At 61.9% G+C, this 22,452-nt stretch carries 24 protein-coding genes; 13 read left to right on the top strand and 11 right to left on the bottom strand.

The genetic code is table 11. From position 1 onward, the window contains the following. The first annotated feature begins 282 nt into the window (after window positions 1-282). The 4 genes from FHR27_RS08970 to FHR27_RS08955 all read left to right on the top strand — a co-directional run bounded on the left by FHR27_RS08970 (window position 283) and on the right by FHR27_RS08955 (window position 4,469). Window positions 283-1,692 carry a circularly permuted type 2 ATP-grasp protein gene (locus FHR27_RS08970; RefSeq protein ID WP_042554116.1) on the top strand — a complete coding sequence of 470 codons (1,410 nt, stop codon included), beginning with the start codon at window positions 283-285 and terminating at the stop codon, window positions 1,690-1,692. 2 nt (window positions 1,693-1,694) lie between these two features. Next, on the top strand, window positions 1,695-2,645 hold the full coding sequence (locus FHR27_RS08965; protein ID WP_042554117.1) for an alpha-E domain-containing protein: 951 nt from the start codon (window positions 1,695-1,697) through the stop codon (window positions 2,643-2,645). Continuing rightward, window positions 2,642-3,439, top strand: coding sequence for a transglutaminase family protein (locus FHR27_RS08960; RefSeq protein ID WP_042554118.1), 798 nt, complete (start codon window positions 2,642-2,644; stop codon window positions 3,437-3,439). Before FHR27_RS08965 ends, FHR27_RS08960 begins: the two co-directional genes overlap by 4 nt. 142 nt (window positions 3,440-3,581) lie before the next feature. Beyond that, a complete protein-coding gene (locus FHR27_RS08955) occupies window positions 3,582-4,469 on the top strand; it encodes an AEC family transporter (RefSeq protein ID WP_179538396.1) in 888 nt (295 codons plus the stop codon). A gap of 422 nt (window positions 4,470-4,891) precedes the next feature. Here the strand turns inward: FHR27_RS08955 and FHR27_RS08950 are convergent, their stop codons facing one another. Continuing rightward, window positions 4,892-5,158, bottom strand: a complete 267-nt coding sequence (locus FHR27_RS08950) for a PepSY domain-containing protein (RefSeq protein ID WP_042554119.1) — start codon at window positions 5,156-5,158, stop codon at window positions 4,892-4,894. Window positions 5,159-5,255: 97 nt separating this feature from the next. Continuing rightward, a complete protein-coding gene (locus tag FHR27_RS08945; protein ID WP_042554120.1) occupies window positions 5,256-5,447 on the bottom strand; it encodes a hypothetical protein in 192 nt (63 codons plus the stop codon). Window positions 5,448-5,631: 184 nt separating this feature from the next. Between FHR27_RS08945 and FHR27_RS08940 the strand changes: the two genes are divergently transcribed. After that, a complete protein-coding gene (locus tag FHR27_RS08940; RefSeq protein WP_042554121.1) occupies window positions 5,632-6,366 on the top strand; it encodes an amidotransferase in 735 nt (244 codons plus the stop codon). A gap of 108 nt (window positions 6,367-6,474) precedes the next feature. On the opposite strand, the gene FHR27_RS08935 is transcribed toward FHR27_RS08940, so the two are convergent. Further along, entirely contained in the window at window positions 6,475-8,094 is a 1,620-nt protein-coding gene (locus tag FHR27_RS08935) for a malate:quinone oxidoreductase (RefSeq protein WP_042554122.1), read from the bottom strand. A 331-nt stretch (window positions 8,095-8,425) separates the two neighbouring features. Continuing rightward, entirely contained in the window at window positions 8,426-8,875 is a 450-nt protein-coding gene (locus FHR27_RS08930) for a hypothetical protein (protein WP_179538395.1), read from the bottom strand. A gap of 313 nt (window positions 8,876-9,188) precedes the next feature. Between FHR27_RS08930 and exaC the strand changes: the two genes are divergently transcribed. Beyond that, a complete protein-coding gene (gene exaC / locus FHR27_RS08925) occupies window positions 9,189-10,709 on the top strand; it encodes an acetaldehyde dehydrogenase ExaC (protein ID WP_042556415.1) in 1,521 nt (506 codons plus the stop codon). An 81-nt stretch (window positions 10,710-10,790) separates the two neighbouring features. Here exaC and FHR27_RS08920 read toward each other — a convergent pair whose 3' ends face one another. Beyond that, window positions 10,791-11,756 (bottom strand): LysR family transcriptional regulator, encoded by a 966-nt coding sequence (locus FHR27_RS08920; RefSeq protein WP_179538394.1) that lies wholly within the window; start codon window positions 11,754-11,756, stop codon window positions 10,791-10,793. Window positions 11,757-11,862: 106 nt separating this feature from the next. On the opposite strand from FHR27_RS08920, the gene FHR27_RS08915 reads away from it, so the two are divergent. From FHR27_RS08915 to queF, 3 genes are all read left to right on the top strand, one after another. Beyond that, complete coding sequence (locus FHR27_RS08915; RefSeq protein ID WP_179538393.1) at window positions 11,863-12,618, top strand: sulfite exporter TauE/SafE family protein; 756 nt, start codon at window positions 11,863-11,865, stop codon at window positions 12,616-12,618. A gap of 115 nt (window positions 12,619-12,733) precedes the next feature. Next, window positions 12,734-13,432, top strand: a complete 699-nt coding sequence (gene pyrF / locus FHR27_RS08910) for an orotidine-5'-phosphate decarboxylase (protein ID WP_179538392.1) — start codon at window positions 12,734-12,736, stop codon at window positions 13,430-13,432. Window positions 13,433-13,499: 67 nt separating this feature from the next. Beyond that, window positions 13,500-14,327, top strand: a complete 828-nt coding sequence (queF, locus tag FHR27_RS08905; RefSeq protein ID WP_179538391.1) for an NADPH-dependent 7-cyano-7-deazaguanine reductase QueF — start codon at window positions 13,500-13,502, stop codon at window positions 14,325-14,327. 54 nt (window positions 14,328-14,381) lie between these two features. Here queF and FHR27_RS08900 read toward each other — a convergent pair whose 3' ends face one another. Together FHR27_RS08900 and FHR27_RS08895 are read right to left on the bottom strand one after the other, a co-directional pair. Continuing rightward, on the bottom strand, window positions 14,382-14,648 hold the full coding sequence (locus FHR27_RS08900) for a DUF4404 family protein (RefSeq protein WP_042554129.1): 267 nt from the start codon (window positions 14,646-14,648) through the stop codon (window positions 14,382-14,384). A gap of 115 nt (window positions 14,649-14,763) precedes the next feature. Continuing rightward, entirely contained in the window at window positions 14,764-15,447 is a 684-nt protein-coding gene (locus FHR27_RS08895) for an HAD family phosphatase (RefSeq protein ID WP_179538390.1), read from the bottom strand. 224 nt (window positions 15,448-15,671) lie between these two features. Between FHR27_RS08895 and FHR27_RS08890 the strand changes: the two genes are divergently transcribed. Continuing rightward, the gene (locus FHR27_RS08890; RefSeq protein ID WP_042554131.1) at window positions 15,672-16,373 is read left to right on the top strand and encodes an MlaA family lipoprotein; all 702 of its coding nucleotides are present in this window, start codon (window positions 15,672-15,674) and stop codon (window positions 16,371-16,373) included. A gap of 85 nt (window positions 16,374-16,458) precedes the next feature. Here FHR27_RS08890 and FHR27_RS08885 read toward each other — a convergent pair whose 3' ends face one another. Further along, the gene (locus FHR27_RS08885) at window positions 16,459-16,758 is read right to left on the bottom strand and encodes a PilZ domain-containing protein (RefSeq protein ID WP_042554132.1); all 300 of its coding nucleotides are present in this window, start codon (window positions 16,756-16,758) and stop codon (window positions 16,459-16,461) included. Between the two features lie 208 nt (window positions 16,759-16,966). Between FHR27_RS08885 and rssB the strand changes: the two genes are divergently transcribed. Both rssB and rssC read left to right on the top strand, forming a co-directional pair. Beyond that, on the top strand, window positions 16,967-18,151 hold the full coding sequence (gene rssB, locus FHR27_RS08880; protein WP_042554133.1) for a two-component system response regulator RssB: 1,185 nt from the start codon (window positions 16,967-16,969) through the stop codon (window positions 18,149-18,151). An 8-nt stretch (window positions 18,152-18,159) separates the two neighbouring features. Continuing rightward, window positions 18,160-18,645, top strand: coding sequence for an anti-sigma factor antagonist RssC (gene rssC, locus FHR27_RS08875; RefSeq protein ID WP_042554198.1), 486 nt, complete (start codon window positions 18,160-18,162; stop codon window positions 18,643-18,645). A gap of 62 nt (window positions 18,646-18,707) precedes the next feature. Here the strand turns inward: rssC and tal are convergent, their stop codons facing one another. Together tal and dusA are read right to left on the bottom strand one after the other, a co-directional pair. Further along, the gene (tal, locus tag FHR27_RS08870) at window positions 18,708-19,634 is read right to left on the bottom strand and encodes a transaldolase (RefSeq protein ID WP_042554134.1); all 927 of its coding nucleotides are present in this window, start codon (window positions 19,632-19,634) and stop codon (window positions 18,708-18,710) included. 92 nt (window positions 19,635-19,726) lie between these two features. Next, the gene (gene dusA / locus FHR27_RS08865; RefSeq protein WP_179538389.1) at window positions 19,727-20,737 is read right to left on the bottom strand and encodes a tRNA dihydrouridine(20/20a) synthase DusA; all 1,011 of its coding nucleotides are present in this window, start codon (window positions 20,735-20,737) and stop codon (window positions 19,727-19,729) included. Between the two features lie 108 nt (window positions 20,738-20,845). On the opposite strand from dusA, the gene FHR27_RS08860 reads away from it, so the two are divergent. Next, entirely contained in the window at window positions 20,846-22,030 is a 1,185-nt protein-coding gene (locus tag FHR27_RS08860; RefSeq protein WP_179538388.1) for a tyrosine-type recombinase/integrase, read from the top strand. Here FHR27_RS08860 and FHR27_RS08855 read toward each other — a convergent pair. After that, on the bottom strand, window positions 22,000-22,275 hold the full coding sequence (locus FHR27_RS08855; RefSeq protein ID WP_042554137.1) for a pyocin activator PrtN family protein: 276 nt from the start codon (window positions 22,273-22,275) through the stop codon (window positions 22,000-22,002). The genes FHR27_RS08860 and FHR27_RS08855 overlap by 31 nt on opposite strands. Window positions 22,276-22,452: the final 177 nt, after the last annotated feature.

Raw genomic sequence — 22,452 nt, 5'->3', positions numbered from 1 at the left:
CTTTTTCTGGACGGAAGGACGTGAGAGAAAAGTGCAATGCTTTGCCGTCTCGCCTGTCTACGCTTTCATGAGGCGCGGCTGTAAAAACAAGATGCACGGGCGCCGGTCGTAGCCGCGCAGTGCAACGCGATGGAGCACGTCCGACAGCCAGTGAGCATCAGCGTGCGTCAAAGTGGTGCGACAGGGCTTGGTTGTAAATTTATATCATTGATTTTAAAGGAATAAATACGCTGGCTCGACGTTTGCAGCGTATGGGTTGACACGGGTGGCAAGGAGTACGGCATGGCCCGCACCTTTTATGATGAGATGCACCTGGCGGATGGCGCATGTCGTCCGCATTACCAAGCTTTTGCCCGCTGGTTGGCGGACACCCCTCAGGAGTTGCTGGCTCAAAGGCGCCGCGAGGCGGATCTGCTCTTCCATCGCGCCGGTATCACCTTCACGCTTTATGGTGACGATCAGGGCACCGAGCGGCTGATTCCCTTCGACATCATTCCGCGCAGTATCCCGGCCAGCGAATGGCGCATCGTCGAGCGTGGCTGCATCCAGCGGGTGCAAGCGCTGAACATGTTCCTCGCCGACCTGTACCATGACCAGCGCATCATCAAGGCCGGGCTGATTCCTGCCGAACAGGTGCTGGCCAACGAGGGGTATCAGATGGCGATGCAGGGGTTGAACCTGCACCGTGATCTGTATGCGCACATTGCTGGCGTCGATCTGGTACGTGATGGCGACGGCACCTACTACGTGCTCGAGGACAACCTGCGCACCCCCAGTGGTGTCAGCTACATGCTCGAAGACCGCAAGATGATGATGCGCCTGTTCCCCGAGCTGTTCGCCAATCAGCGCATCGCGCCCATCGACCATTACCCGAGCCTGCTGCTCGACACCCTGAAGACCTCCAGCCCGCTGGATAACCCCACGGTGGTGGTACTCACGCCGGGACGCTTCAACAGTGCCTACTTCGAGCACGCCTTTCTGGCCCGGGAAATGGGCGTGGAGCTGGTGGAGGGCGCCGACCTGTTCGTACGCGACGACAAGCTGTTCATGCGTACGACCTCAGGCGCCAGGCAGGTCGACGTGGTGTACCGCCGCCTCGACGACGCCTATCTGGATCCGCTGGCCTTCAACCCCGACTCGATGCTCGGTGTACCCGGCCTGCTGTCCACCTACCGGTCCGGCAACGTGGTGCTGGCCAACGCCATCGGTACCGGCGTGGCCGATGACAAATCGATCTACCCCTACGTGGGCGAGATGATCCGCTTCTACCTCGACGAGGAACCCATCCTCAAGAACGTACCGACCTGGCAATGCCGCAAGCCCAGCGAGCTGTCCCATGTACTGGCCAACCTCAAGGACCTGGTGGTCAAGGAAACCCAGGGCTCCGGTGGTTACGGCATGCTCGTCGGTCCGGCTGCCAGCAAGGCGGAGATCGAAGCGTTTCGCCTGCGCCTGATCGCCCGGCCGGAGGCATACATCGCGCAGCCGACCCTGTGTCTGTCGACCTGCCCGACCTTCGTCGAGAACGGCATCGCGCCGCGGCACATCGATTTGCGCCCCTTCGTCCTGTCCGGCAAGGAGACCCGCCTGGTGCCCGGTGGGCTGACCCGTGTGGCCCTGCGTGAGGGGTCGCTGGTGGTGAATTCGTCGCAGGGCGGCGGTACCAAGGACACCTGGATAGTGGAGGACTGAGCATGCTATCGAGAACTGCCTCCGATCTGTACTGGATGTCCCGCTATCTGGAGCGTGCGGAAAACCTCGCGCGGATGCTCGACGGCAGCTATTCGCTGTCGCTGATGCCGCAGGACGGCCGCCGCGACGGCCTCGACGAACTGGCGATGCCGCTGTTGATCACCGGCACCCTGGAGGAGTATCAGGAGCGCCACGGTGCCCTGCATGCCGAGCGCATGCTGCATTTCTTCGCACTGGATGCGCAGAACCCGGCGAGCATCTACAGCTGCCTCGGCGCTGCGCGCAGCAACGCCCATGCGGTACGCGGGCGCATCACCGCGGACATGTGGGAGAACATCAACGCAACCTGGCTGGAGATTCGCGGTATCGCCGATCAGGGCCTCGGCCGCTACGGCATCAATCGCTTCTGCGAGTGGGTCAAGGAGCGTTCGCACCTGTTCCGCGGGGCCACCTTTGGCACCATCGTGCGTGGTGAAGCCTATCGCTTCATCCGTCTTGGCACCTTCATCGAGCGGGCCGACAACACCCTGCGTCTGCTCGACTCACGCTACGAGCTGCTGGGCGAGGACATCGACGAGATCGATGGCCGGCCGGCACACAGTTACTACCAGTGGAGTGCCTTGCTGCGCGCGCTGTCGTCGTTCGAGGCGTTCGCCGAGGTCTATCGAGGCTCGCCAAGCGCCCGCAAGGTTTCCGAACTGCTGTTGCTGCGTCCCGAAGTGCCGCGTTCGCTGCGTGCCTGCATGGACGAGTTGTACCTGATGCTCGCCAACCTGCCTGGAGAGAACGGCCGACCGGCACAGCGCCTGGCCGCCGAGCTCGACGCACGGTTGCGCTACACCAGCATCGACGAGGTGCTGGAAGAGGGCCTGCATGCCTGGCTGACCGATTTCATCGGCCAGGTGCACGAGCTCGGTCGCGTCATTCACACGTCCTATCTGGAGGTCGCATGAGACTGTCCATTCGTCATAACACCACCTATCACTACGAAGACCAGGTACGTGCCAGCATCCAGTACCTGCGCCTCACGCCCCATGACAGCGAACGCCAGCAGGTACTCAGCTGGCAGCTGGATCTGCCGCGCCCGGTGCGTGCGCAGCGAGACCCGTATGGCAACATCCTCCACGTGCTGACGCTGGACGAGCCTCATGAGTCGATCGTCATCGGCGCCCGCGGTCAGGTGGAGATCGACGAGTCCAGCGACGCTGAACACGAAAGCCAGTCGGCACTGCCGTTTCTGCGCTTCACACGGCTCACCGAGGCGGACGAAGCGCTACGCGATTTTGCCGCCGTGCAGTGCGCGCGTCGGCGTGATCGCAATGCCCTGATCGATCTGATGCATGGCCTCAACGGCCATATCAGCTACCGGCCGGGTGTCACCGAGGTGGAAACCAGCGCGGCGCAGGCCTTTGCCGGCCGTCAGGGCGTTTGCCAGGACCACGCCCACGCCTTCATCGCCTGTGCCCGCAGCCTGGCAATCCCGGCGCGCTATGTGTCCGGTTATCTGTTCACCGACAGCCGCGATCACCTGGCCAGCCACGCCTGGGCCGAAGCCTGGCTGGATGGTGCCTGGTACAGCTTCGACGTGACCAACTGCCTGGCACGACCAGAACGCCACCTCAAACTGGCGGTCGGGCTGGATTACCTCGATGCCTGCCCGGTACGCGGCATGCGCCGTGGCGGCGGTGGCGAGCGGATGATGGCGCGCGTCGACGTGGAGCCGCTGATCCTCGCTCAGGAGCAGTGATGCCGTGAGGGCAGGGGCCTGATCGCCTGCCTCTCCCTTCGATGCTCCACTCCCGCGGCATCCATGCTTGCCAGTACTTGTACGACTTGCGATGAGTTGCTCATCGCTTCTAGGATGCACCCTTTGCCGAAGGGGAATGGCCATGTTGGCCGAGTTGTTCGCTGTACTGGCCCCGGTGGTCATCGTCTCCGGCATTGGTTATGCCTGGGCCCGCAGTGGCCAGAGCTACCCGATGGAGTTCATCGCCCGGCTGGTGCTGACCATCGGCACGCCAAGCCTGGTGCTGGCTACATTGAGCCGTGCCGACCTCCATCCAGCGGCGTTCACCAGCATGGCCCTGGGCTGCGTGCTGGTGACTGGCTGCATGGGGCTGTTCGGCTGGTTGTGTAGCCGGCTGTTCCGGCAGGAGTGGAAGGTGCTGGTGCCTGCCTTCCTGTTTCCCAATACCGGCAACATGGGGCTGCCGATCAGCCTCTATGCCTTTGGCGAGCATGGTCTGGCCCTGGCCGTGGCCTTCTTTCTGACCCTGTCGATCTTCCAGTTCAGCGTGGGTATCGCGCTGTCGGGCAATGCGGCATCGCTCCGCGATCTGCTGCGCAACCCGATCATGATCAGCCTGCTGCTGGCGCTGCCGATGATTTTCTTCGATCTGCAATTGCCACGCTGGCTGGACAACACCGTCAGCCTTCTGGGCGGCATGTCGATTCCGTTGATGCTGCTGACCCTGGGCGTTTCGCTGGCGAGCATTCGCCTGCATCACCTCGGTTCGGGGCTCGTGCTGGGTGCGTTGCGCATTCTGCTGGGGGCAGGGGTCGGCTGGGGAATTGGTGCAGCGCTGGGGCTCGAGCCGCTGACTCATGCCGTACTGGTGGTGCAATCGGCGATGCCGGTCGCGGTATTCAATTATCTGTTCGCGGTGCGTGCCAATCGTTCGCCCGAACAGGTCGCCAGTCTGGTGATGTGCTCGACCGTGCTGGCAGTGGGCTTGCTGCCGCTGATTCTGGCCTGGTGGATACCGCAGGTTAACTGACCGCGTATCAGCCGATCATCCTGCTCATGTTGGGCAGGATCAACAATACTGCAGTCGCAAAGAGGATAAGTCCCGCCTGACGGAATTTGGGCGTCTTGAACATGGCCGTTACCTTTTTGATTGTTGTCGTGTGGGCCGGTGAATGCCGCGTCCCCAGTGTCACCCCGGCAAGACCCGGCGGTGCATGTATTCACTGTAGAGCGGATGTCCTGTTTTTTTATATCAGTTGGTTCCTAACATAGTGCCGGAGAGTGCTGCACAGTTATGGAACCCCTCGTGTCTTTCGCACACCCCTGCGCCAGAGGCCGCGCGGGCGAATGCTTCTCTGAAAATCCCTGTTTACCGTTCGTCCGGATGCCCGATATCAAAGGACGAACCTACGAAAAACCGGCCCTAAGGCCGGCTTTCCACACGGTGGCAGCTTAGTTGTCCAGCTGCTCGCGAATGACCTTGCCCGATTTGCCGTCGATGCGGAATTCGTACAGGCGATTGTCCTGCTTGGTGCCTTCGCCTTCCCAGTAACCGGCGTCGTCGGCTTCGATCTTGTGAACCTGGGTAAAGCCAGCCTGTTTGGCGCTGCTCAGGGCTTGCTCGATGCTGATCCAGTCAGCGCCAGGGCGATCGGCCATGGCGAAGCCGGCACTCAGGGCAGCGGCGGCGGTGAGGGCAGTCAGGGTCTTCTTGAGCATCGTAAAACTCCTTTTTTCTTCGGGGAGGTTACGTCCGTTTTCGGACGTTGATGCTTGGAGTGCGCCGCTGCGCCTGTGGTTCAGAAAACCGTTGCGCTCAGTGATTCGTCTGCATGGCCGTCGAAGTGACCGGCAACGTGTCGTGGGCGTTACTGGGCATTGGCGAGTCGCTACGAGCACCGGGGGTGCCGTGCATGCTCATGCCGAGCAGCGCAGTGGCGATCACCAGGTAGAGACCGATGGCGGCGAGGGCTCCGTTGCGAGCATATCTGACGGTTTGCCTGTGCATGGTGCAGCACTCCGTGAATGGGGGATGAGCAGAATCATCTTCTGCATGAACAGCGAGCAGAAGCAAATGATCTTCATGGTCACTATCGAAACGACTGATCGTGCCTTTGGCGCTTGGCCTCTTGCCTTGGTCGGCGCGCGCAGGCACGCTTTAGCGGCGTCATCATTCTTTTCAGGTACCGCTCATGTCGTTGCAGATCTGCATTCTGGAAACCGACATCCTGCGCCCCGAGCTGGTCGATCAGTATCAGGGCTACGGCAAGATGTTCGAACGTCTTTTCGCTGGTCAGGCGATCGCTGCCACCTTCAGCGTATTCAACGTGATGAACGGCGACTATCCGCCGGCCGGTTCGCGTTTCGACGCCTATCTGGTGACCGGTAGCAAGGCTGATTCATTCGCCACCGATCCTTGGATCGAGAGCCTCAAGGCTTACCTGCTGGAGCGCTATCGGGCCGGTGACAAGCTCCTTGGCATCTGTTTCGGTCATCAGTTGCTGGCGCTGCTGCTCGGTGGCAAGGCGGAGCGCGCCAGTGGCGGTTGGGGCGTGGGGATTCATCGCTATCAACTGGCCGAGCAGCCGGAGTGGATGACGCCCTCGCTGGATGAAGTGACCTTGCTGATCAGTCATCAGGACCAGGTCACCCGCCTGCCGGAAAACGCCACCTTGCTGGCGTCCAGCCCATTCTGCGCCCATGCCGCCTACCGCATCGGCGATCAGGTGCTGTGCTTCCAGGGGCATCCGGAGTTCGTGCCCGAGTACTCGCGTGCCTTGCTCGATATTCGTCAGCAACACATAGGCGAGTCGGTGTATCGCGTGGCCGTGGACAGCCTGCACGAAGATCACCACGGGCGCACGGTGGGTGAGTGGATGCTGCGTTTCATCGCCAGCGGGCGTAGTGCCGAGCCAGCGAGAGCCTGAAGCCCTCGCTGGCGCGCCGAGCGTCAAATCGCAGAAACGAAAACGGCCCTTCAAGGGCCGTTTTCGTTTCTGCAGGGCGCCTTGCGTGGAGGCGCCCGTTCGGAAATGTTACTGGGCTTCGGCTGGCGCCTCGACCTCGGCTGGCTCTTCGGCCTGTTGCTGCTCTGGTTTGACCTCGACATAGGTCAGTTGCAGGCGCTCGCTGCTCCAGGCACGGGTCTTGTTGGTCAGCTCCAGGTTGTTGTTCAGGGTCTGGCCGTAGGAGGGGATGATCTGCTTCAGCTTGGCCTGCCACTCCGGCGTCTTGATCTTGTCCTTGAAGGTCTTTTCCATCAGGTGAAGCATGATCGGCGCAGCAGTGGAGGCACCTGGCGATGCACCGAGCAGCGCAGCGATGGAACCGTCTTCGGAGCTGACCACTTCGGTACCGAATTGCAGGACACCGCCCAGCTCAGGATCTTTCTTGATGATCTGTACGCGCTGACCGGCCTGTACCAGCTCCCAGTCCTTGTCCTGAGCTTCCGGGAAGTACTCGCGCAGCGAGTGCATGCGGTCTTCCTGGCTGAGCATCAATTGACCGATCAGGTAGGTGCTGAGCGAGAAGTTGTCGATGCCCGCATTGACCATCGGCGAGATGTTGTGGGTGGTGATGGTGCCGAACATGTCCAGCAGCGAACCGTTTTTCAGGTACTTGGTGGAGAAGGTCGCGAATGGCCCGAACAGGATGACTTTCTCGCCATCGATGACACGGGTATCCAGGTGCGGGACCGACATGGGCGGCGAACCGACGGAGGCCAGGCCGTAGACCTTGGCCTGGTGACGAGCTGCCACTTCTGGATTGCGGGTCACCAGGAAGGAACCACCAACCGGGAAACCGGCATAGCCGTCAGCTTCCGGAATGCCGGACTTCTGCAGCAGCTTGAGGGCGCCACCACCGGCACCGATGAACACGAACTTGGCGTTGACGGTGCTCAGCTTCTCGTCGTTGGCCAGGTCGGCCACGGTGACGTTCCAGGTGCCGTCGTCGGCGCGGGTGATATCGCGAACTTCATGCTGCACGTGGACGTTGAACACGTCGTTCTTCTGCGACAGCGAATCGAGCAACTGATTGGTGATCTCGCCGAAGTTCACGTCGGTGCCGGTCTGCACGCGGGTAGCGGCAATTTTCTCGCCCGGCTGACGGCCTTCCATCACCAGCGGAATCCACTGCTCGATCTGCGCAGGGTCGTTGGAGAACTCCATGTTGCGGAACAGCGAGCTGTGCTGCAGTGCGTCATAGCGCTTCTTCAGGAACTCGGTGTTCTTGTCGCCCCATACGAAGCTCATGTGCGCGACGTTGTTGATGAATGACTTCGGATTGTTCAGAACGCCCTGGTCGACCTGGTAGGCCCAGAACTGCTTGGAGATCTCGAACGACTCGTTGATCGCTACGGCCTTGCTGATGTCGATGCTGCCATCGGCCTTTTCCGGCGTGTAATTCAGCTCGGCGAGGGCCGAGTGGCCAGTACCGGCGTTGTTCCACGGATTGGAGCTTTCGCTGGCGACCTGAGGCAGGCGCTCGTAAAGGTCGATCTTCCAGGTCGGCTCCAGCTCGTTGAGGTAGGTGCCGAGGCTTGCGCTCATGATGCCCCCGCCGATCAGCAGGACGTCCACGGATTTTTCCGGTTCGGGCTGCTTGGCGCAGCCGAGCGCGCTCAAGCACAGTAGGGACAGCAGGAGTTTTTTCATTAGACAGACCATTTCATTAATGTGATTGCATGACGGCACGACCGACTCTGTACAGCCTTGGGTAGCGAAGCTGCATCGCCTGTTGCGTGCTGCCAGGTTCCGTTCTGCGAAACCGGTCAGTCCCGGTGATTTTTTGAAACGCCGGGCGATTTACCTTTGAAGTGCGCGCTTTCGTCGCAGGCGGCCGGCAGTAAGCAAAAGCGATGCCGGAAAGGGTACAGGTCAATGAACTAGTGATCTGTATCAATATGTTTGTCACATTTCTGTGAGTCAGGTGGCGATTTTCCGCCCCTGATTCGCCAGAAATGCGCTCGGTTTGGCGGAATCTCGCCTAATTGGTGGAGCTGCTTGTTGCTGGGCCACCGGTGTTGCCAGAGCTGGGGGAGCTCGGCGCTGCAGGTGAGCGTGTCGAGCCGCCCTGAATCGGTGGGGAATTCTGTCCCTCGCTTGCCGGCACGCCTGGGGTCTGGTTCGGCGGCTGCCGCTCGCTGGACGTATTGCCGGTCGGTTCGGCCGAGCGGTTCTGTCTGGCTGGCGAGTTGAGCGTACTGCGCGGTGCCTGCTGGTCAGGTACCTGATTGGGCTGTTGCTGCTGATTCTGATTGGTGGCCGGCTGATTGATGCTGTCTGCACTGGTGGGAGGTGTGCCGGTACGATCACGAACCATGTCATCGCCGATCTGCTGGCGCTGTTCCTGCAGTGACGGGGCACCATCGTCGGCCTGCGCGCCGGTGACGAACAGGGCAGCGAGCAGAACTGCCGATCCAGTGAGCGTTTTCATCGTCGTCTCCTCGACTTCATACTGTGAGCAGGTGACCGGCTGGCTTGGCGCAATGTTCACTGAATCTGCCCAAAGGCACGCCGCGACGAGGCTGGCGATGGCAGGCTCGACACCAGCGGCGAAAGCCGCGGGGAGCGTCTACCCTGATAGCTGCCACGCAGTTGCGTGCTCTGTCGCTCCTCGCTGCGGCACCGCTCGATGACCGGCGATCGCGTAGAGGCGCGCTGCGGCGCCTCAAGCGCCATTCGAATCGAACCAAGACCTGTCTCTCGCCTCAGAGGACAGGCTTCCATAAAAAGTAGAGGTCACTCACATGATTTATGCCAAACCCGGTACCGCAGGCGCTGTCGTCACCCTCAAGCCGCGCTACGGCAACTACATCGGCGGTGAATTCGTCGCCCCGGTCGGTGGCCAGTACTTCACCAACACCAGCCCGGTGGATGCCTCGGTGATCGGTGAATTCCCCCGTTCCGACGCCAAGGACATCGACAAGGCCCTCGACGCCGCCCATGCCGCCGCCGATGCCTGGGGCAAGACCTCGGTGCAGGACCGTGCGTTGATCCTGCTGAAGATCGCCGACCGCATCGAAGCCAACCTCGAACTGCTCGCCGTCGCGGAAACCTGGGACAACGGCAAGGCCGTGCGCGAGACCCTCAACGCCGACGTGCCACTGGCCGCCGATCACTTCCGCTACTTCGCCGGCTGCATCCGCGCGCAGGAAGGCAGCGCGGCGGAGATCAACGAACACACCGCCTCCTATCACTTCCACGAACCGCTGGGCGTGGTCGGGCAGATCATCCCCTGGAACTTCCCGCTGCTGATGGCCGCCTGGAAACTGGCGCCGGCCCTGGCGGCCGGCAACTGCGTGGTGCTCAAGCCCGCCGAGCAGACGCCGCTGTCGATCAGCGTGTTCGCCGAGCTGGTGGGCGACCTGCTGCCGCCGGGCGTACTCAACATCGTTCAGGGTTATGGCCGTGAAGCCGGCGAGGCGCTGGCCACCAGCACGCGCATCGCCAAGATCGCCTTCACCGGCTCCACGCCGGTCGGCTCGCACATCATGAAATGCGCGGCCGCCAACATCATCCCGAGCACCGTGGAGCTGGGCGGCAAGTCGCCCAACGTGTTCTTCGAAGACATCATGCAGGCCGAGCCGGCGTTCATCGAGAAGGCCGCCGAAGGCCTGGTGCTGGCCTTCTTCAACCAGGGCGAGGTGTGTACCTGCCCGTCCCGCGCGCTGGTGCAGGAGTCGATCTTCGAGCCGTTCATGGTCGAGGTGATGAAGAAGATCAAGGTCATCAAGCGCGGCAACCCGCTGGATACCGAGACCATGGTCGGCGCCCAGGCCTCCCAGCAGCAGTACGACAAGATCCTCAGCTACCTGGAGATCGCACAGCAGGAGGGTGCCGAGCTGCTCACCGGCGGTGCCACCGAGAAGCTCGAAGGCGACCTGGCCAGCGGTTATTACATCCAGCCGACCCTGCTCAAGGGCAACAACACGATGCGCGTGTTCCAGGAGGAAATCTTCGGCCCGGTGGTCGGCGTGACCACCTTCAAGGACGAAGCCGAAGCCCTGGCCATCGCCAACGACACCGAGTTCGGCCTGGGCGCCGGCGTGTGGACGCGCGACATCAACCGCGCCTACCGCATGGGCCGTGGCATCAAGGCCGGCCGCGTATGGACCAACTGTTACCACCTGTACCCGGCGCACGCTGCCTTTGGCGGCTACAAGAAGTCCGGGGTCGGGCGCGAAACCCACAAGATGATGCTCGACCACTACCAGCAGACCAAGAACCTGCTGATCAGCTACGACATCAATCCGCTGGGCTTCTTCTGAGCCGGGCGTCCAGCGCCAGCCGCTGGACGTAACACCAGCAATCGTGAAAACGCGGCCTCGGCCTCGGCCGCGTTTTTTGCGTCAGTTGCCGGCGCCGCGCTGCAAGCCGCTTTGCAGGGGAATGTCCCAGGGCGGAATCGGTCCGAAGCGGTTCTTCAGAAACTCCAGCAGTAGCCGGCTGCGAGAGTCGGTATCGCGCTCCAGTCGCAAGGCATAGATACCGCTCGGTTCCGGGGGCGGCAGGCCGTTCTCGCAAAATAGCGCGACCAGTTCGCCGCGGGCCAGGTATTCGCTGACCAGCCAGGTGGGTAGGTGCGCCACGCCAAGACCGGCGAGCAGACTGAATACCAGTGTCTCGGCATTGTTGGCCGTCATGCGCAGGCGCCGGGGCCGGAACATCGCCAGCTTGCCCTGATGCTCGAAACGCCAGGCATAGGCGGGTGCCAGGCCATCCCAGTCCAGGCCGTCGTGCTCCAGCAGCTCGGCAGGTGTGCGCGGCACCCCATGCCGCTCGAGGTAGGCCGGGCTGGCGCAGACCACGCGGACCATCGGTGCCAGCGGTGTGGCAACCAGGCGTGTGTCTGCCAGCGGTCCGATGCGCAACACCAGATCCACTTCGCCCAGGTGAGCGCCGTGCAGGTCGATGAAGCTGTCGATCAACCGCAGTTGCACGTCCAGGCCCGGATAGGCCGTCAGGAACTCGGCAATGGTCGGGGCCAGATGGCGGCGCCCGAATGGCGCAGGGGCGTCGATACGAATCAGGCCTTCGGGGGCGCTGCTCAGCGATACCGCCTCGGCGCGCGCCAGATGCAGCTCGGCGAGAATTCTTCTGGCTCGTTCGGCGAACGCCAGGCCGGCCGGTGTCGCACGCACTGCATGGGTGCTGCGGCTGAACAGGTTGCAGTCGAGCGAGCGTTCCAGCGCATCGATACGCCGAGAAACCGCCGAGGGCGTGAGGGGATGCAGCCTGGCAGCGGCGGAGAAACTGCCGCTCTCCAGCACGTCGAGGAACAGGCTGAGTTGGTCGGTCAGGGCATCTGGATTCATCGATTTTCCCGCTTTGCGTAATTCGCACAGCCATTGTGCCGGGCTGTGCGTTACCCCGCCAGTCGCCAGCGAGTAGGATGCGCACACCTCGCCCAAGGACTGCCCCATGGATCTGCTCGCATTCGCTCTGAATATCGTACTCGGCCTGCTGCTGGGCACCATTGGCGGTCTGTTCGGCATTGGTGGTGGGTTGATCGCGATTCCTGTGCTCGGGGTGCTGTTCGGGCTGGATCAGCAACTGGCTCAGGGCACCGCGTTGGTGATGGTGGTGCCCAATGTGCTGCTGGCGCTGTGGCGCTACCATCAGCGCAATCGGATCGACCTGCGCCACGCGTTGGCGCTGGCCCTGAGCAGCTTCGTGTGCGCGCTGTTCGGCGCAGGTTGGGCAGTCAATCTGGACCCCGAGTCGATGCGTATCGCGTTCGTCGCGTTTCTGGTGGCCCTGGCGTTCTACAACCTGCTGCGTATGTTCCTGCGTCCGCCAGCCGCCTCGGGCGAGTTGCGCCACCCCTGGCCGTGGTTGGCGTTGCTGGGCAGTGGTTCTGGCCTGCTGGGCGGGTTGTTCGGTGTAGGCGGGGCGGTTATCGCCACGCCGATTCTCACCAGTGTGTTCGGCACCTCCCAGGTGGTGGCGCAGGGCTTGTCGCTGGCACTGGCTGCGCCGAGTACTGGCGTGACTCTGGTGACCTATGCCCTGCATGATCATGTCGACTGGGTTCTGGCCATTCCGCTGGCCATCGGCGGGCTGCTCAGCATCAGTTGGGGCGTGCGTCTGGCTCATGCCTTGCCCGAGCGTCAATTGCGCGTGCTGTTCACCGCGTTCCTGCTGGTCTGCGCGCTGATGCTCGGCATCAAGGTGTGACTTCGACGCGTTGGCGCCGAGCCGAACGAGCAGCGACATCCATCTGCCGGAACGGCAATCGGCACAGGCTTGCGCTACAATGCGCGCCGAATTTGGCTCGCTCGAGAATTGCCCCATGTCCGTTTGTCAGACCCCGATCATCGTCGCCCTGGATTTTCCGACCCGAGAGGCTGCGTTAGCGCTCGCCGATCAGCTCGATCCCAAGCTGTGTCGGGTCAAGGTGGGCAAGGAGCTGTTCACCAGTTGCGCCTCGGATATCGTCGCTACGCTGCGCGAGCGCGGCTTCGAGGTGTTCCTCGATCTGAAATTCCACGACATCCCCAACACCACGGCCATGGCGGTCAAGGCCGCAGCCGAAATGGGCGTGTGGATGGTCAACGTGCATTGCTCCGGTGGTCTGCGCATGATGAGCGCCTGCCGCGAGACGCTGGATGCTTTCAACGGCCCGGTGCCGCTGCTGATCGGCGTGACCGTGCTGACCAGCATGGAGCGCGAGGACCTGGCCGGCATCGGTCTGGACATCGAGCCCCAGGAGCAGGTGCTGCGTCTGGCTGCGCTGGCGCAGAAGGCCGGTATGGATGGCCTGGTCTGTTCGGCTCTCGAGGCACCTGCACTCAAGGCCGCGCAACCTGGGCTGCAGTTGGTCACGCCGGGTATCCGTCCGGCCGGTAGCGCACAGGACGATCAGCGACGCATTCTGACGCCACGTCAGGCGTTGGACGCTGGTTCGGATTATCTGGTGATCGGTCGCCCGATCAGCCAGGCCGCCGATCCGGCTGCCGCGCTGGCCAAGCTGGTCGCCGAACTGGGCTGACCGGCCCATCCATTCCCGTATGGCGGCAGTCGAGCCGCCGCACCCATTGCGCCGCAGGTAAACCGTCATGCATTCCGTGGAACATTCGCCGCTGGGCAAGAGCAGCGAGTACATCGCCACCTATTCGCCCGAACTGCTGTTTCCCATCCCGCGGGCCGCCAAGTGGGCCGAGCTCGGTCTGAGCGCGCAAACCCTGCCATATCGCGGGGTGGATTACTGGAACTGCTTCGAGCTGTCCTGGCTGCTGCCGTCCGGCAAGCCGGTGGTGGCGATCGGTGAGTTCAGCATTGCCGCCGACTCGCCGAACATCATCGAATCGAAGTCCTTCAAGCTCTACCTCAACTCGCTGAATCAGTCGGTATTCGCCAGTGAGGCCGAACTGGTGGGCGTGCTCGAGAAGGATTTGTCCGCCACGGCTGGCAAGCCCGTGGGTGTTCGGGTGCGCAGCCTCGGCGAAGTGGCGCGGGAAGGTCTCGCGGTGCTGCCGGGAACCTGCATCGACGAGCTGGACATCAGCATCAGCGATTACCAGGCGCCCCGTCCCGAACTGTTGGTCTGCGATGCGTCACGTATCGTCGAAGAGAGCCTGCACAGCCACCTGCTCAAGTCCAACTGCCCGGTAACCGGTCAGCCTGATTGGGGCAGCGTGGTGGTCGAGTACCGCGGCGCCGCGCTTGAGCCAGCGAGCCTGCTGGCGTATCTGGTCAGCTTTCGGCAGCATGCGGATTTTCACGAACAGTGCGTGGAGCGTATCTTTCTGGATCTGCAGCGGTTGCTGCAGCCGGAACATCTGACCGTCTATGCCCGCTACGTGCGCCGTGGCGGCCTGGATATCAATCCCTATCGGACGACCCTGGAGCGACTGCCGGACAATCGGCGCCTGGTCAGGCAGTAGGCAATTAATAAAAAACCAGCCGGAGAGGCTGGTTCTTTATTTGCGGCGTTGGCATCAGATACCCATGTTGGCGAGGCTCTGCATGATGTTGCGCAGGCTTCCAGCCAGGGTCGGATGGCTCACTTCGAAGCGCTCCACGGCCAGATTGACGCTGTCGACCAGCGAAGCATCGGGCGTGGTTACCGGCTGGGCAGCCAGCTGCAGTTCGATGTCGCGAGCCAGCAGGGCGAGCGACTCGCGATCTTCCTCGTTTACCGGCGGATTCTGCGCCAGTTGCTTGTGCAGCTCTTCCAGTTGCTGCTGCAGATGGTTCGCAGGCATGGGGATTCTCCCTTTCTTGATAGGCAAGACAATTGACCGTGCGCCATGGCGAAAGGTCATTACTTCGTCTTCAGAATCTTCCTGCCTGCACCATTGCGACTGATCCGGCGCGGCCCTAGGGTTTCTCGCCCTTGCTGCGGCGGATCTGCAGGTCGTCCAGGCAGGCGGGCAGGTCGGTCAGCTGGTCGATCACCGAATGAGCGCCCAGGCGGTACAACGCCAGGGTCGCATCTGCGCGCAGGCGATCACGCTGCGCGGCTTCGAGCGTTTCCCAGTCGCCGAGGGCATGGCCACCCAGGGATCCGCAGGCGGCCAGGCCGACCGTCCACAGGCCCGCATTGAGGCCCGCCTGCAGCAGGCGAGGTTCACCGCTGACCAGTACGCAACCATCCAGGCGATCGATCTGCAGGGTGCTCAACGCCTGCCAGCAGGCATCAGGGGCAGGCCAGCTGCGCTGCGAGCAGGCTGGAGAGGCGACCAGCCATTCGGGTAGCTGGCTCGTCAGTTTCATCGCGAGGGTTTCGGGAAGTTCGTCCAGCCAGGCGCAGGGCACGCGTTGCTCACGCAGGCTGCGCAGGGTTGCCAGAGCGCCAGGGGTCGGTTCGGCACAGCTCTCCAGCTCCCGCGGGCTGGCGGTTTCGAGCGCACGCGCCGGGCCGCCGGCTTCACGGATCAGCGTCAGGTGGCGAGTGCCGGCCGACGACGCGCTGCGCGCGCCGAAATCGACCAGGCAACCGGACAGGCCGAACAGCACGGCGGTGAAGGAGGGTGTCACTGCGGAGAGCGCTGGCTGGGGCATGCGATGTCGTTCCCTGGCTATTATCGCGCTTACCATGACAAGCCAATGTGACGATGGCGTGACGGCGGTGAGCGGTCCGACGCCCGGTGAACGTCAGTGATGTGAAGTGGCTCAGGGTCGGGTAGGGTGGCCGGGCATCGGTGCTCTGCCTATTGCCCGTCCGCGGCTTTATACTAGGCCGCTGCTGCCGGAGAGACCGTGCTCATTAGCCTAGGAGAACAGTAATGCGTTTGATTGGATCGGATTGGATCGGGAGCTTCGGGCGAATGCTGGCCTGTGCCGGCCTGATGGTGCTGCCGCTGGCGAGCCAGGCGGCGACGGAAGACCCCTGGGAGTCGTTCAATCGCCCCGTTTTCCGCTTCAACGATACCGTCGATACCTACGCCCTCAAGCCTCTGGCTCAGGGCTATCAGGCCGTGACACCGCAGTTCCTCGAGACCGGTGTGCACAATGTGTTCCGCAACGTGGGCGATGTCGGCAACCTGGCCAACAACCTGCTGCAGGGCAAGGCTCACGACGCCGGCGTGGATACCAGCCGTCTGCTGTTGAACACCACCATCGGCGCGCTCGGCTTCTTCGACGTGGCCAGCCGCATGGGGTTGCAGCGCAGCGATGAAGACTTCGGCCAGACCCTCGGCGTCTGGGGCGTGGGCAGCGGCCCGTATCTGGTGCTGCCGCTGCTCGGGCCGAGCTCGCTGCGCGACGCGCCGAGCAAGATCCCGGACAGCTTCCTGACCCCGTACCCCTACATGGATCACGTGCCGAGCCGCAACGTCACCCGTGGCATCAACGTGGTCGACACCCGTGCCAGCCTGCTGGATGCCGAGCGCATGATCAGTGGCGACAAGTACATCTTCATCCGTAACGCCTACCTGCAGAACCGTGAGTTCCGTGTGCGTGACGGTGAGGTGGAAGACGATTTCTGATTGAGGCCGAGCCAGGGCAGCAAGGCTCGAGGGCAGAAGGTGCAACGACGCGATGGAGGCGGGCTCCATCGCGTTACAGCGTGTTTCAGTTCATCGATATCACGGCCAGACCGAGAATCTGTCGGCCACCTTCCTGGTCGGTCACCCGCACCACTTCCGCTTCGGTTTCCAGCCCTTTCAGTTCGTCGTGCCCGGAAGGGATCAACACGCGCACCTTGTCTCCAACCTGCACGTGGCACTGCGCCTCGAGCTGCATGCCGGTGCTCGACAGATCGCGGCACAGCGCCGGGATTGCCTGACCGCCATGGTGGAGCGTCACCTGGGTTTCCAGGCGCATGCGAATGTAATCGCGCTTTTCCTCGTAATCACGATCACTTTGGCTCATCAAGCTATCCTCATTGTGGTAGGGCTCTGCTGCGGTTCTTATAACCCTCACTGATTTCAGGTGTAAAGTCGCTCGGTGGCGAACGGCGCCTGTTGAATCGTATTGAGGATGGGAGTACCGTCTGCGCCTTGACGCGAACCGTGTACCCGCGCAGGTTGTTGGCTGCGTTTACGCTAACCATCCCCGGCGCAGTTTGCCTGGACACCCCATGCACAAAACCAGTGCCACGTTGCTGCTGATCGATGACGACGAAGTCGTCCGCGCCAGTATTGCAGCCTACTTGGAAGACAGCGGCTTCAACATCCTGCTCGCCGGCAACGGCTCGCAAGGTCTCGAAGTGTTCGAGCGCGAACGACCGGATCTGGTCATTTGCGACCTGCGCATGCCCCAGGTCGATGGTCTCGAGCTCATCCGTCGGATCAATGCTCTGGAAATCTCCGCGCCGATCATCGTGGTCTCCGGTGCCGGAGTGATGACCGACGTGGTCGAAGCCTTGCGCCTCGGTGCCGCCGATTACCTGATCAAGCCTCTCGAAGATCTCGCCGTGCTCGAGCACTCGGTACGCCGTGCGCTGGACCGCGTGCATCTGCGCCAGGAGAACGAGCGCTACCGGGAAAAGCTGGAAACCGCCAACCGCGAGCTGCAGGCCAGCCTGCACCTGTTGCAGGAAGACCAGAACGCCGGGCGCCAGGTGCAGATGAACATGCTGCCCGTCACGCCCTGGGAAAACGAAGGGCTGTCGTTCGCTCATCAGATCATTCCCTCGCTCTACCTCTCGGGCGATTTCGTCGATTACTTCCGTGTCGACGAGCGGCGTGTGGCGTTCTATCTGGCGGACGTCTCCGGTCACGGCGCGTCTTCGGCATTCGTCACCGTGCTGCTCAAGTTCATGACCACGCGCCTGCTCTACGAGTCGCGGCGCAACGGCATGCTGCCGGAGTTCAAGCCGTCGGACGTGCTCGGCCACATCAACCGTGGCCTGATCAACTGCAAACTGGGCAAGCACGTGACCATGCTGGGCGGGGTGATCGACGAAGAGCACAATCGCCTGACCTACAGCATCGGCGGCCATCTGCCGCTGCCCGTGATGTACAGCGGCGGCGAAGCCCATTATCTGGAAGGCCGCGGTTTGCCCGTCGGCCTGTTCAAGGAAGCCGATTACACCGATCTGGTGATCGACCTTCCGGAATCGTTCAGCCTGACTCTGTTGTCGGACGGCATTCTCGATTTGCTCGACGGCGACACCCTGCAGGAAAAAGAAGCCTTGCTGCCGAAACTGGTGAGCGAAGCAGGTGGAACCCTGGACGGGTTGCGCAGCGTGTTTGGACTGGCCAATCTGGCGGAGATGCCGGATGATATCGCCTTGCTGGTGTTAAGCAGGAACCTTGCATGAATCCTGGGATAAGCCCCGGTAGAATCCAGTTCGCCGAGCAGGACGGAACCTTCGTCCTGAAGTTCATCGGTGAGGTGCGCCTGACCTTGTGTTCGGCGCTGGATTCCACGATCGAAAAGATTTTCACCGCGCTGAATTTTTCCGCCATCGTCATCGACCTGACGGAAACGCGCAGTATCGACAGCACCACCCTGGGGCTGTTGGCCAAACTATCGATTCTGTCGCGGCAGAAGGTCGGTCTGTTGCCGACGGTGGTGACCACCCACGCCGACATCACCCGTCTGTTGCAGTCAATGGGCTTCGATCAGGTGTTCAACATCATCAATCAGCCCTACGAGTGCCCGGACTGTCTGGCCGACCTGCCGTCGCAGGATCAGTCGGAGGACGTAGTGCGCGCTCGCGTGCTGGAGGCGCACCGGATTCTGATGGGCTTGAACGAATCGAACCGCGCGGCTTTCCATGACCTGGTAAGCGCCCTCGAACAGCATCCCTGATCGCTGACTGCTGCAGATAGCGGGGCGCCGATGGAAGTCGGCGCCCCGTTTTCATTTCAGGCTCAGAGGTTGGCTGTCAGCAGCTTTTCCAGTTTTTCCTGATCACGGGCGAACTGGCGGATGCCTTCCGCGAGTTTCTCGGTGGCCATGGCGTCTTCGTTCATTTCCCAGCGGAACTGGCTCTCGCCGATATGCGCTTCGCTCTGCCCGGAAATTTCCGCGCTGAGCTTGCGCTGCAGCGGACCATTGTCGTCGGCCAGTTGCTGCAGCAGCTCCGGGCTGATGGTCAGGCGGTCGCAGCCAGCCAGCTGTTCGATCTGGCTGATGTTGCGGAAGCTGGCACCCATGACCACGGTCTTGTGGCCATTGGTCTTGTAGTAGTCGTAGATGCGCGCGACGGACTGCACGCCCGGATCTTCGGCGCCGACGTAATCGCGGCCTTCGGCCTTCTTGTACCAGTCGTAGATACGGCCCACGAAAGGCGAGATCAGGAAGGCGCCGGCATCGGCACAGGCGCGCGCCTGCGCGAAGGAGAAGAGCAGAGTGAGGTTGGTCTGCACGCCAGCCTTTTCCAGCTGCTCGGCAGCGCGGATGCCTTCCCAGGTGGAGGCGATCTTGATCAGGATGCGCTCGCGGGTCACGCCGGCCTCTTCATACAGCTCGACCAGGCGTCGGGCACGGGCCAGGGTCGCCTGGGTGTCGAAGGACAGGCGGGCGTCCACCTCGGTGGAGATGCGCCCCGGAATCACCTGGAGAATTTCCCGCCCAACGGTCACGCCGAAGCGGTCGCTGGCCAGATCGACATCGCCCTTGCTGGCACTGACCGCCTGCTTGAGCAGCTCGGCATAACGCGGCAGGGCGGCAGCCTTGAGCAGCAGGGAAGGGTTGGTGGTGGCGTCCACCGGCTTGAGGCGGGCGATGGCGTCGATGTCACCGGTGTCGGCAACCACGGTAGTGAACTGCTTGAGTTGATCCAGCTTGGAGGTCATGGCGGGGCCTTGTCGATTCGGGGTGCCATGACCTTACCTGAGCATCATGTAGTGCTCAACTGGTGGCACAACAGGTCGCTTTCGGCGACCCGCTAGCGGCCCTGCAGAAGCTCGGCAGCCTGGTCGAAAATGGCCAGCGGCTGATCGCTCTTGTGGATGTCCGCAGAAAGCAACTGGCGGAAGCGGCGAGCCCCCGCAAAACCCTGCGCCAGCCCGAGCATATGGCGGGTGACGTGGTGCATCAGGCCGCCGGCAGCCATGTGCCGTTCGATATAGGGGCGCATGACCTGCATGGCTTCCTGTCGGCTGATCGGTGGCTGTTCGCTGCCGAACAACTGCCCGTCGACCTCGGCCAGCAGGTAAGGGTTGTGGTACGCCTCGCGGCCGAGCATCACGCCATCGAAGGTCTCGAGGTGCTCCTGGCAGGCCTGCAAGGTCTTGATCCCGCCGTTGAGCACCAGCTCCAGGTCGGGGAAGTCCCGTTTCAGCTGCGCAGCGATGTCGTAGCGCAGCGGCGGCACCTCGCGGTTCTCCTTAGGCGACAGACCGGAAAGGATGGCGATCCGGGCGTGCACCGTGAAACTGCGGCAACCGGCGTCACGCACCTGGCCGATGAAGTCGCAGAGCTGCTCGTAGCTGTCACGCCCGTCGATGCCGATACGGTGCTTGACCGTCACGGGAATGCTCACCGCATCGCGCATCGCCTTGACGCAGTCGGCCACCAGCGTCGGATGGGCCATCAGGCAGGCGCCGATCATGTTGTTCTGCACACGGTCACTGGGGCAGCCGACATTGAGGTTCACTTCGTCGTAGCCCGCCTGCTCGGCGAGCCGCGCACAGGCCGCCAGATCGGCCGGATTGCTGCCGCCCAGCTGCAGCGCGAGCGGATGCTCGGTCTCGTCGTACTGCAGAAACCGGCGAGTATCGCCATGCAGCAACGCGCCAGTGGTGACCATTTCGGTATACAGCAGCGCGTGCTGCGACAACTGGCGCAGAAAGTACCGGCAATGGTGATCCGTCCAGTCCATCATCGGCGCTACGGAGAAGCGGCGGGAGGGCTGAGGGCCCGTATTTACTGGCTTTGAGGCTAATTCTGAGGGCATCGGCTCATGTCGTTTCAGTGCTAAAAAAGGCTATTTTTGGCCGTTTTTTGGCCTTCAGTGCTAAAATGTAGCACTGAGATTTTTTTTGTAGCACTGGTGGGAGGCAACTTGGGAACCATCACTCAGCGCGTTAAAAAAAACGGTAAACCCACGTACACGGCGCAGATTCGGCTGCGTCGCAACGGGGCCGTAGTCTATCAAGAAACCCAGACCTTCGATCGTAAGGCCGTGGCACGTGCCTGGTTGACTCGTCGGGAGGCGGAGCTTGCGTCACCGGGCGCTCTGGACCGAACCAAGGTCGAGGATGTCCCTCTGAAAACGATCATAGATCGCTACCTGGATGAGTACGAGCGAATCCGCCCACTTGGGAAAACCAAGCGAGCGACCTTGAAGGCAGTTAGTGAATCTTGGTTGGGTGATGTGGCTGGTGCCGATTTAACGAGCCAGAAATTGGTTGAATATGCGCAGTGGCGGATGAGTGAACACGGCGGCAGCGTTCAGGCGCAGACCGTCGGTAACGATCTTGCGCATGTTGGCGCCGTGCTCTCAGTGGCCAAACCCGCTTGGGGCTATCTCATCGATGCCACAGCCATGCCCGATGCCCGAAAGGTGCTCCGGAAGCTGGGAATGGTCAGCCGCAGTAAAGAGCGTGACCGTAGGCCGACCAAGGACGAATTGGATAAGCTGCTCAACCACTTCTTTGATATTCAACGGCGCAGACCACGTTCCATCAATATGGCCAAGATCCTGGCGTTCGCAATTTTCTCGACACGCAGGCAGGAAGAGATTACTCGGATCCGCTGGGAGGATCTGGATGCTCGGCGGCAGGCTGTGCTCATTCGAGACATGAAAAACCCTGGCCAGAAAATTGGTAATGACGTCTGGTGCCGTCTCCCGGATGAGGCCTGGAGAATCGTTCAGAGCATGCCCAAGGCCTGCCGTGAGATATTCCCTTATGACTCAACTTCGATTTCTGCAGCGTTCACCCGTGCCTGCCACTTCCTGGCGATCAAGGATCTGCGTTTCCACGATCTGCGCCATGATGGGGTGAGTCGGCTTTTTGAAATGGGTTGGGACATTCCGCGAGTTGCCAGTGTATCGGGCCACCGCGATTGGAATGCCATGCGCCGCTATACGCATCTGAAGGGGGTGGGTGATCCTTACGAGGGCTGGGGCTGGTTGGACAAGATTGTTGAGGCTCCCGTAGAACTCGGAATCAGGGTCGTAACCCCTGAAGCTACATCCGCCCCAGGGGTTAAGCTTCAGGCGAGGCGCCGCCGCACCCCCAGCTGATTCTGCTCTTTGAGTGCAGCTTCTCGCTGCCTATCGATGTAGGCAGCGAGATCTTCTAGATGCACGGCCAGGTTGGCCTTCTGCGAGCTGGTGCCAAGCCTCATCACAGGAAGATCGATTTCACCCATAAGGCGCTTGCGCTTGAACTTGTCGACTGAAAGACCGAGAAAGTCTCTGCATACCCAGTCGATTGGTATCACGGCTTGGCCGTCGTACTGAGCCATCAAAAGTAAGAGGGTTTTCATTGCTCCTTCCTACAAGTGGTTTCGGTGTTCCCAGCCTATGGGGCAGCTCCTTGAATGAAAACCGGCTGTGTCGCAGCCTGGCGTAGAAAAGGACGGCGGGATTCCTCGTACCACACTGGGCAATGTCTGAAAGTGCGCTCTGACGTCTCGGTTAAGCACATCGATATCAGCTACCTG

It is taken from the genome of Pseudomonas flavescens (genome assembly GCF_013408425.1).
Classification (GTDB): domain Bacteria; phylum Pseudomonadota; class Gammaproteobacteria; order Pseudomonadales; family Pseudomonadaceae; genus Aquipseudomonas; species Aquipseudomonas fulva_A.
This window is presented reverse-complemented; position numbering and strand designations above follow the sequence as displayed.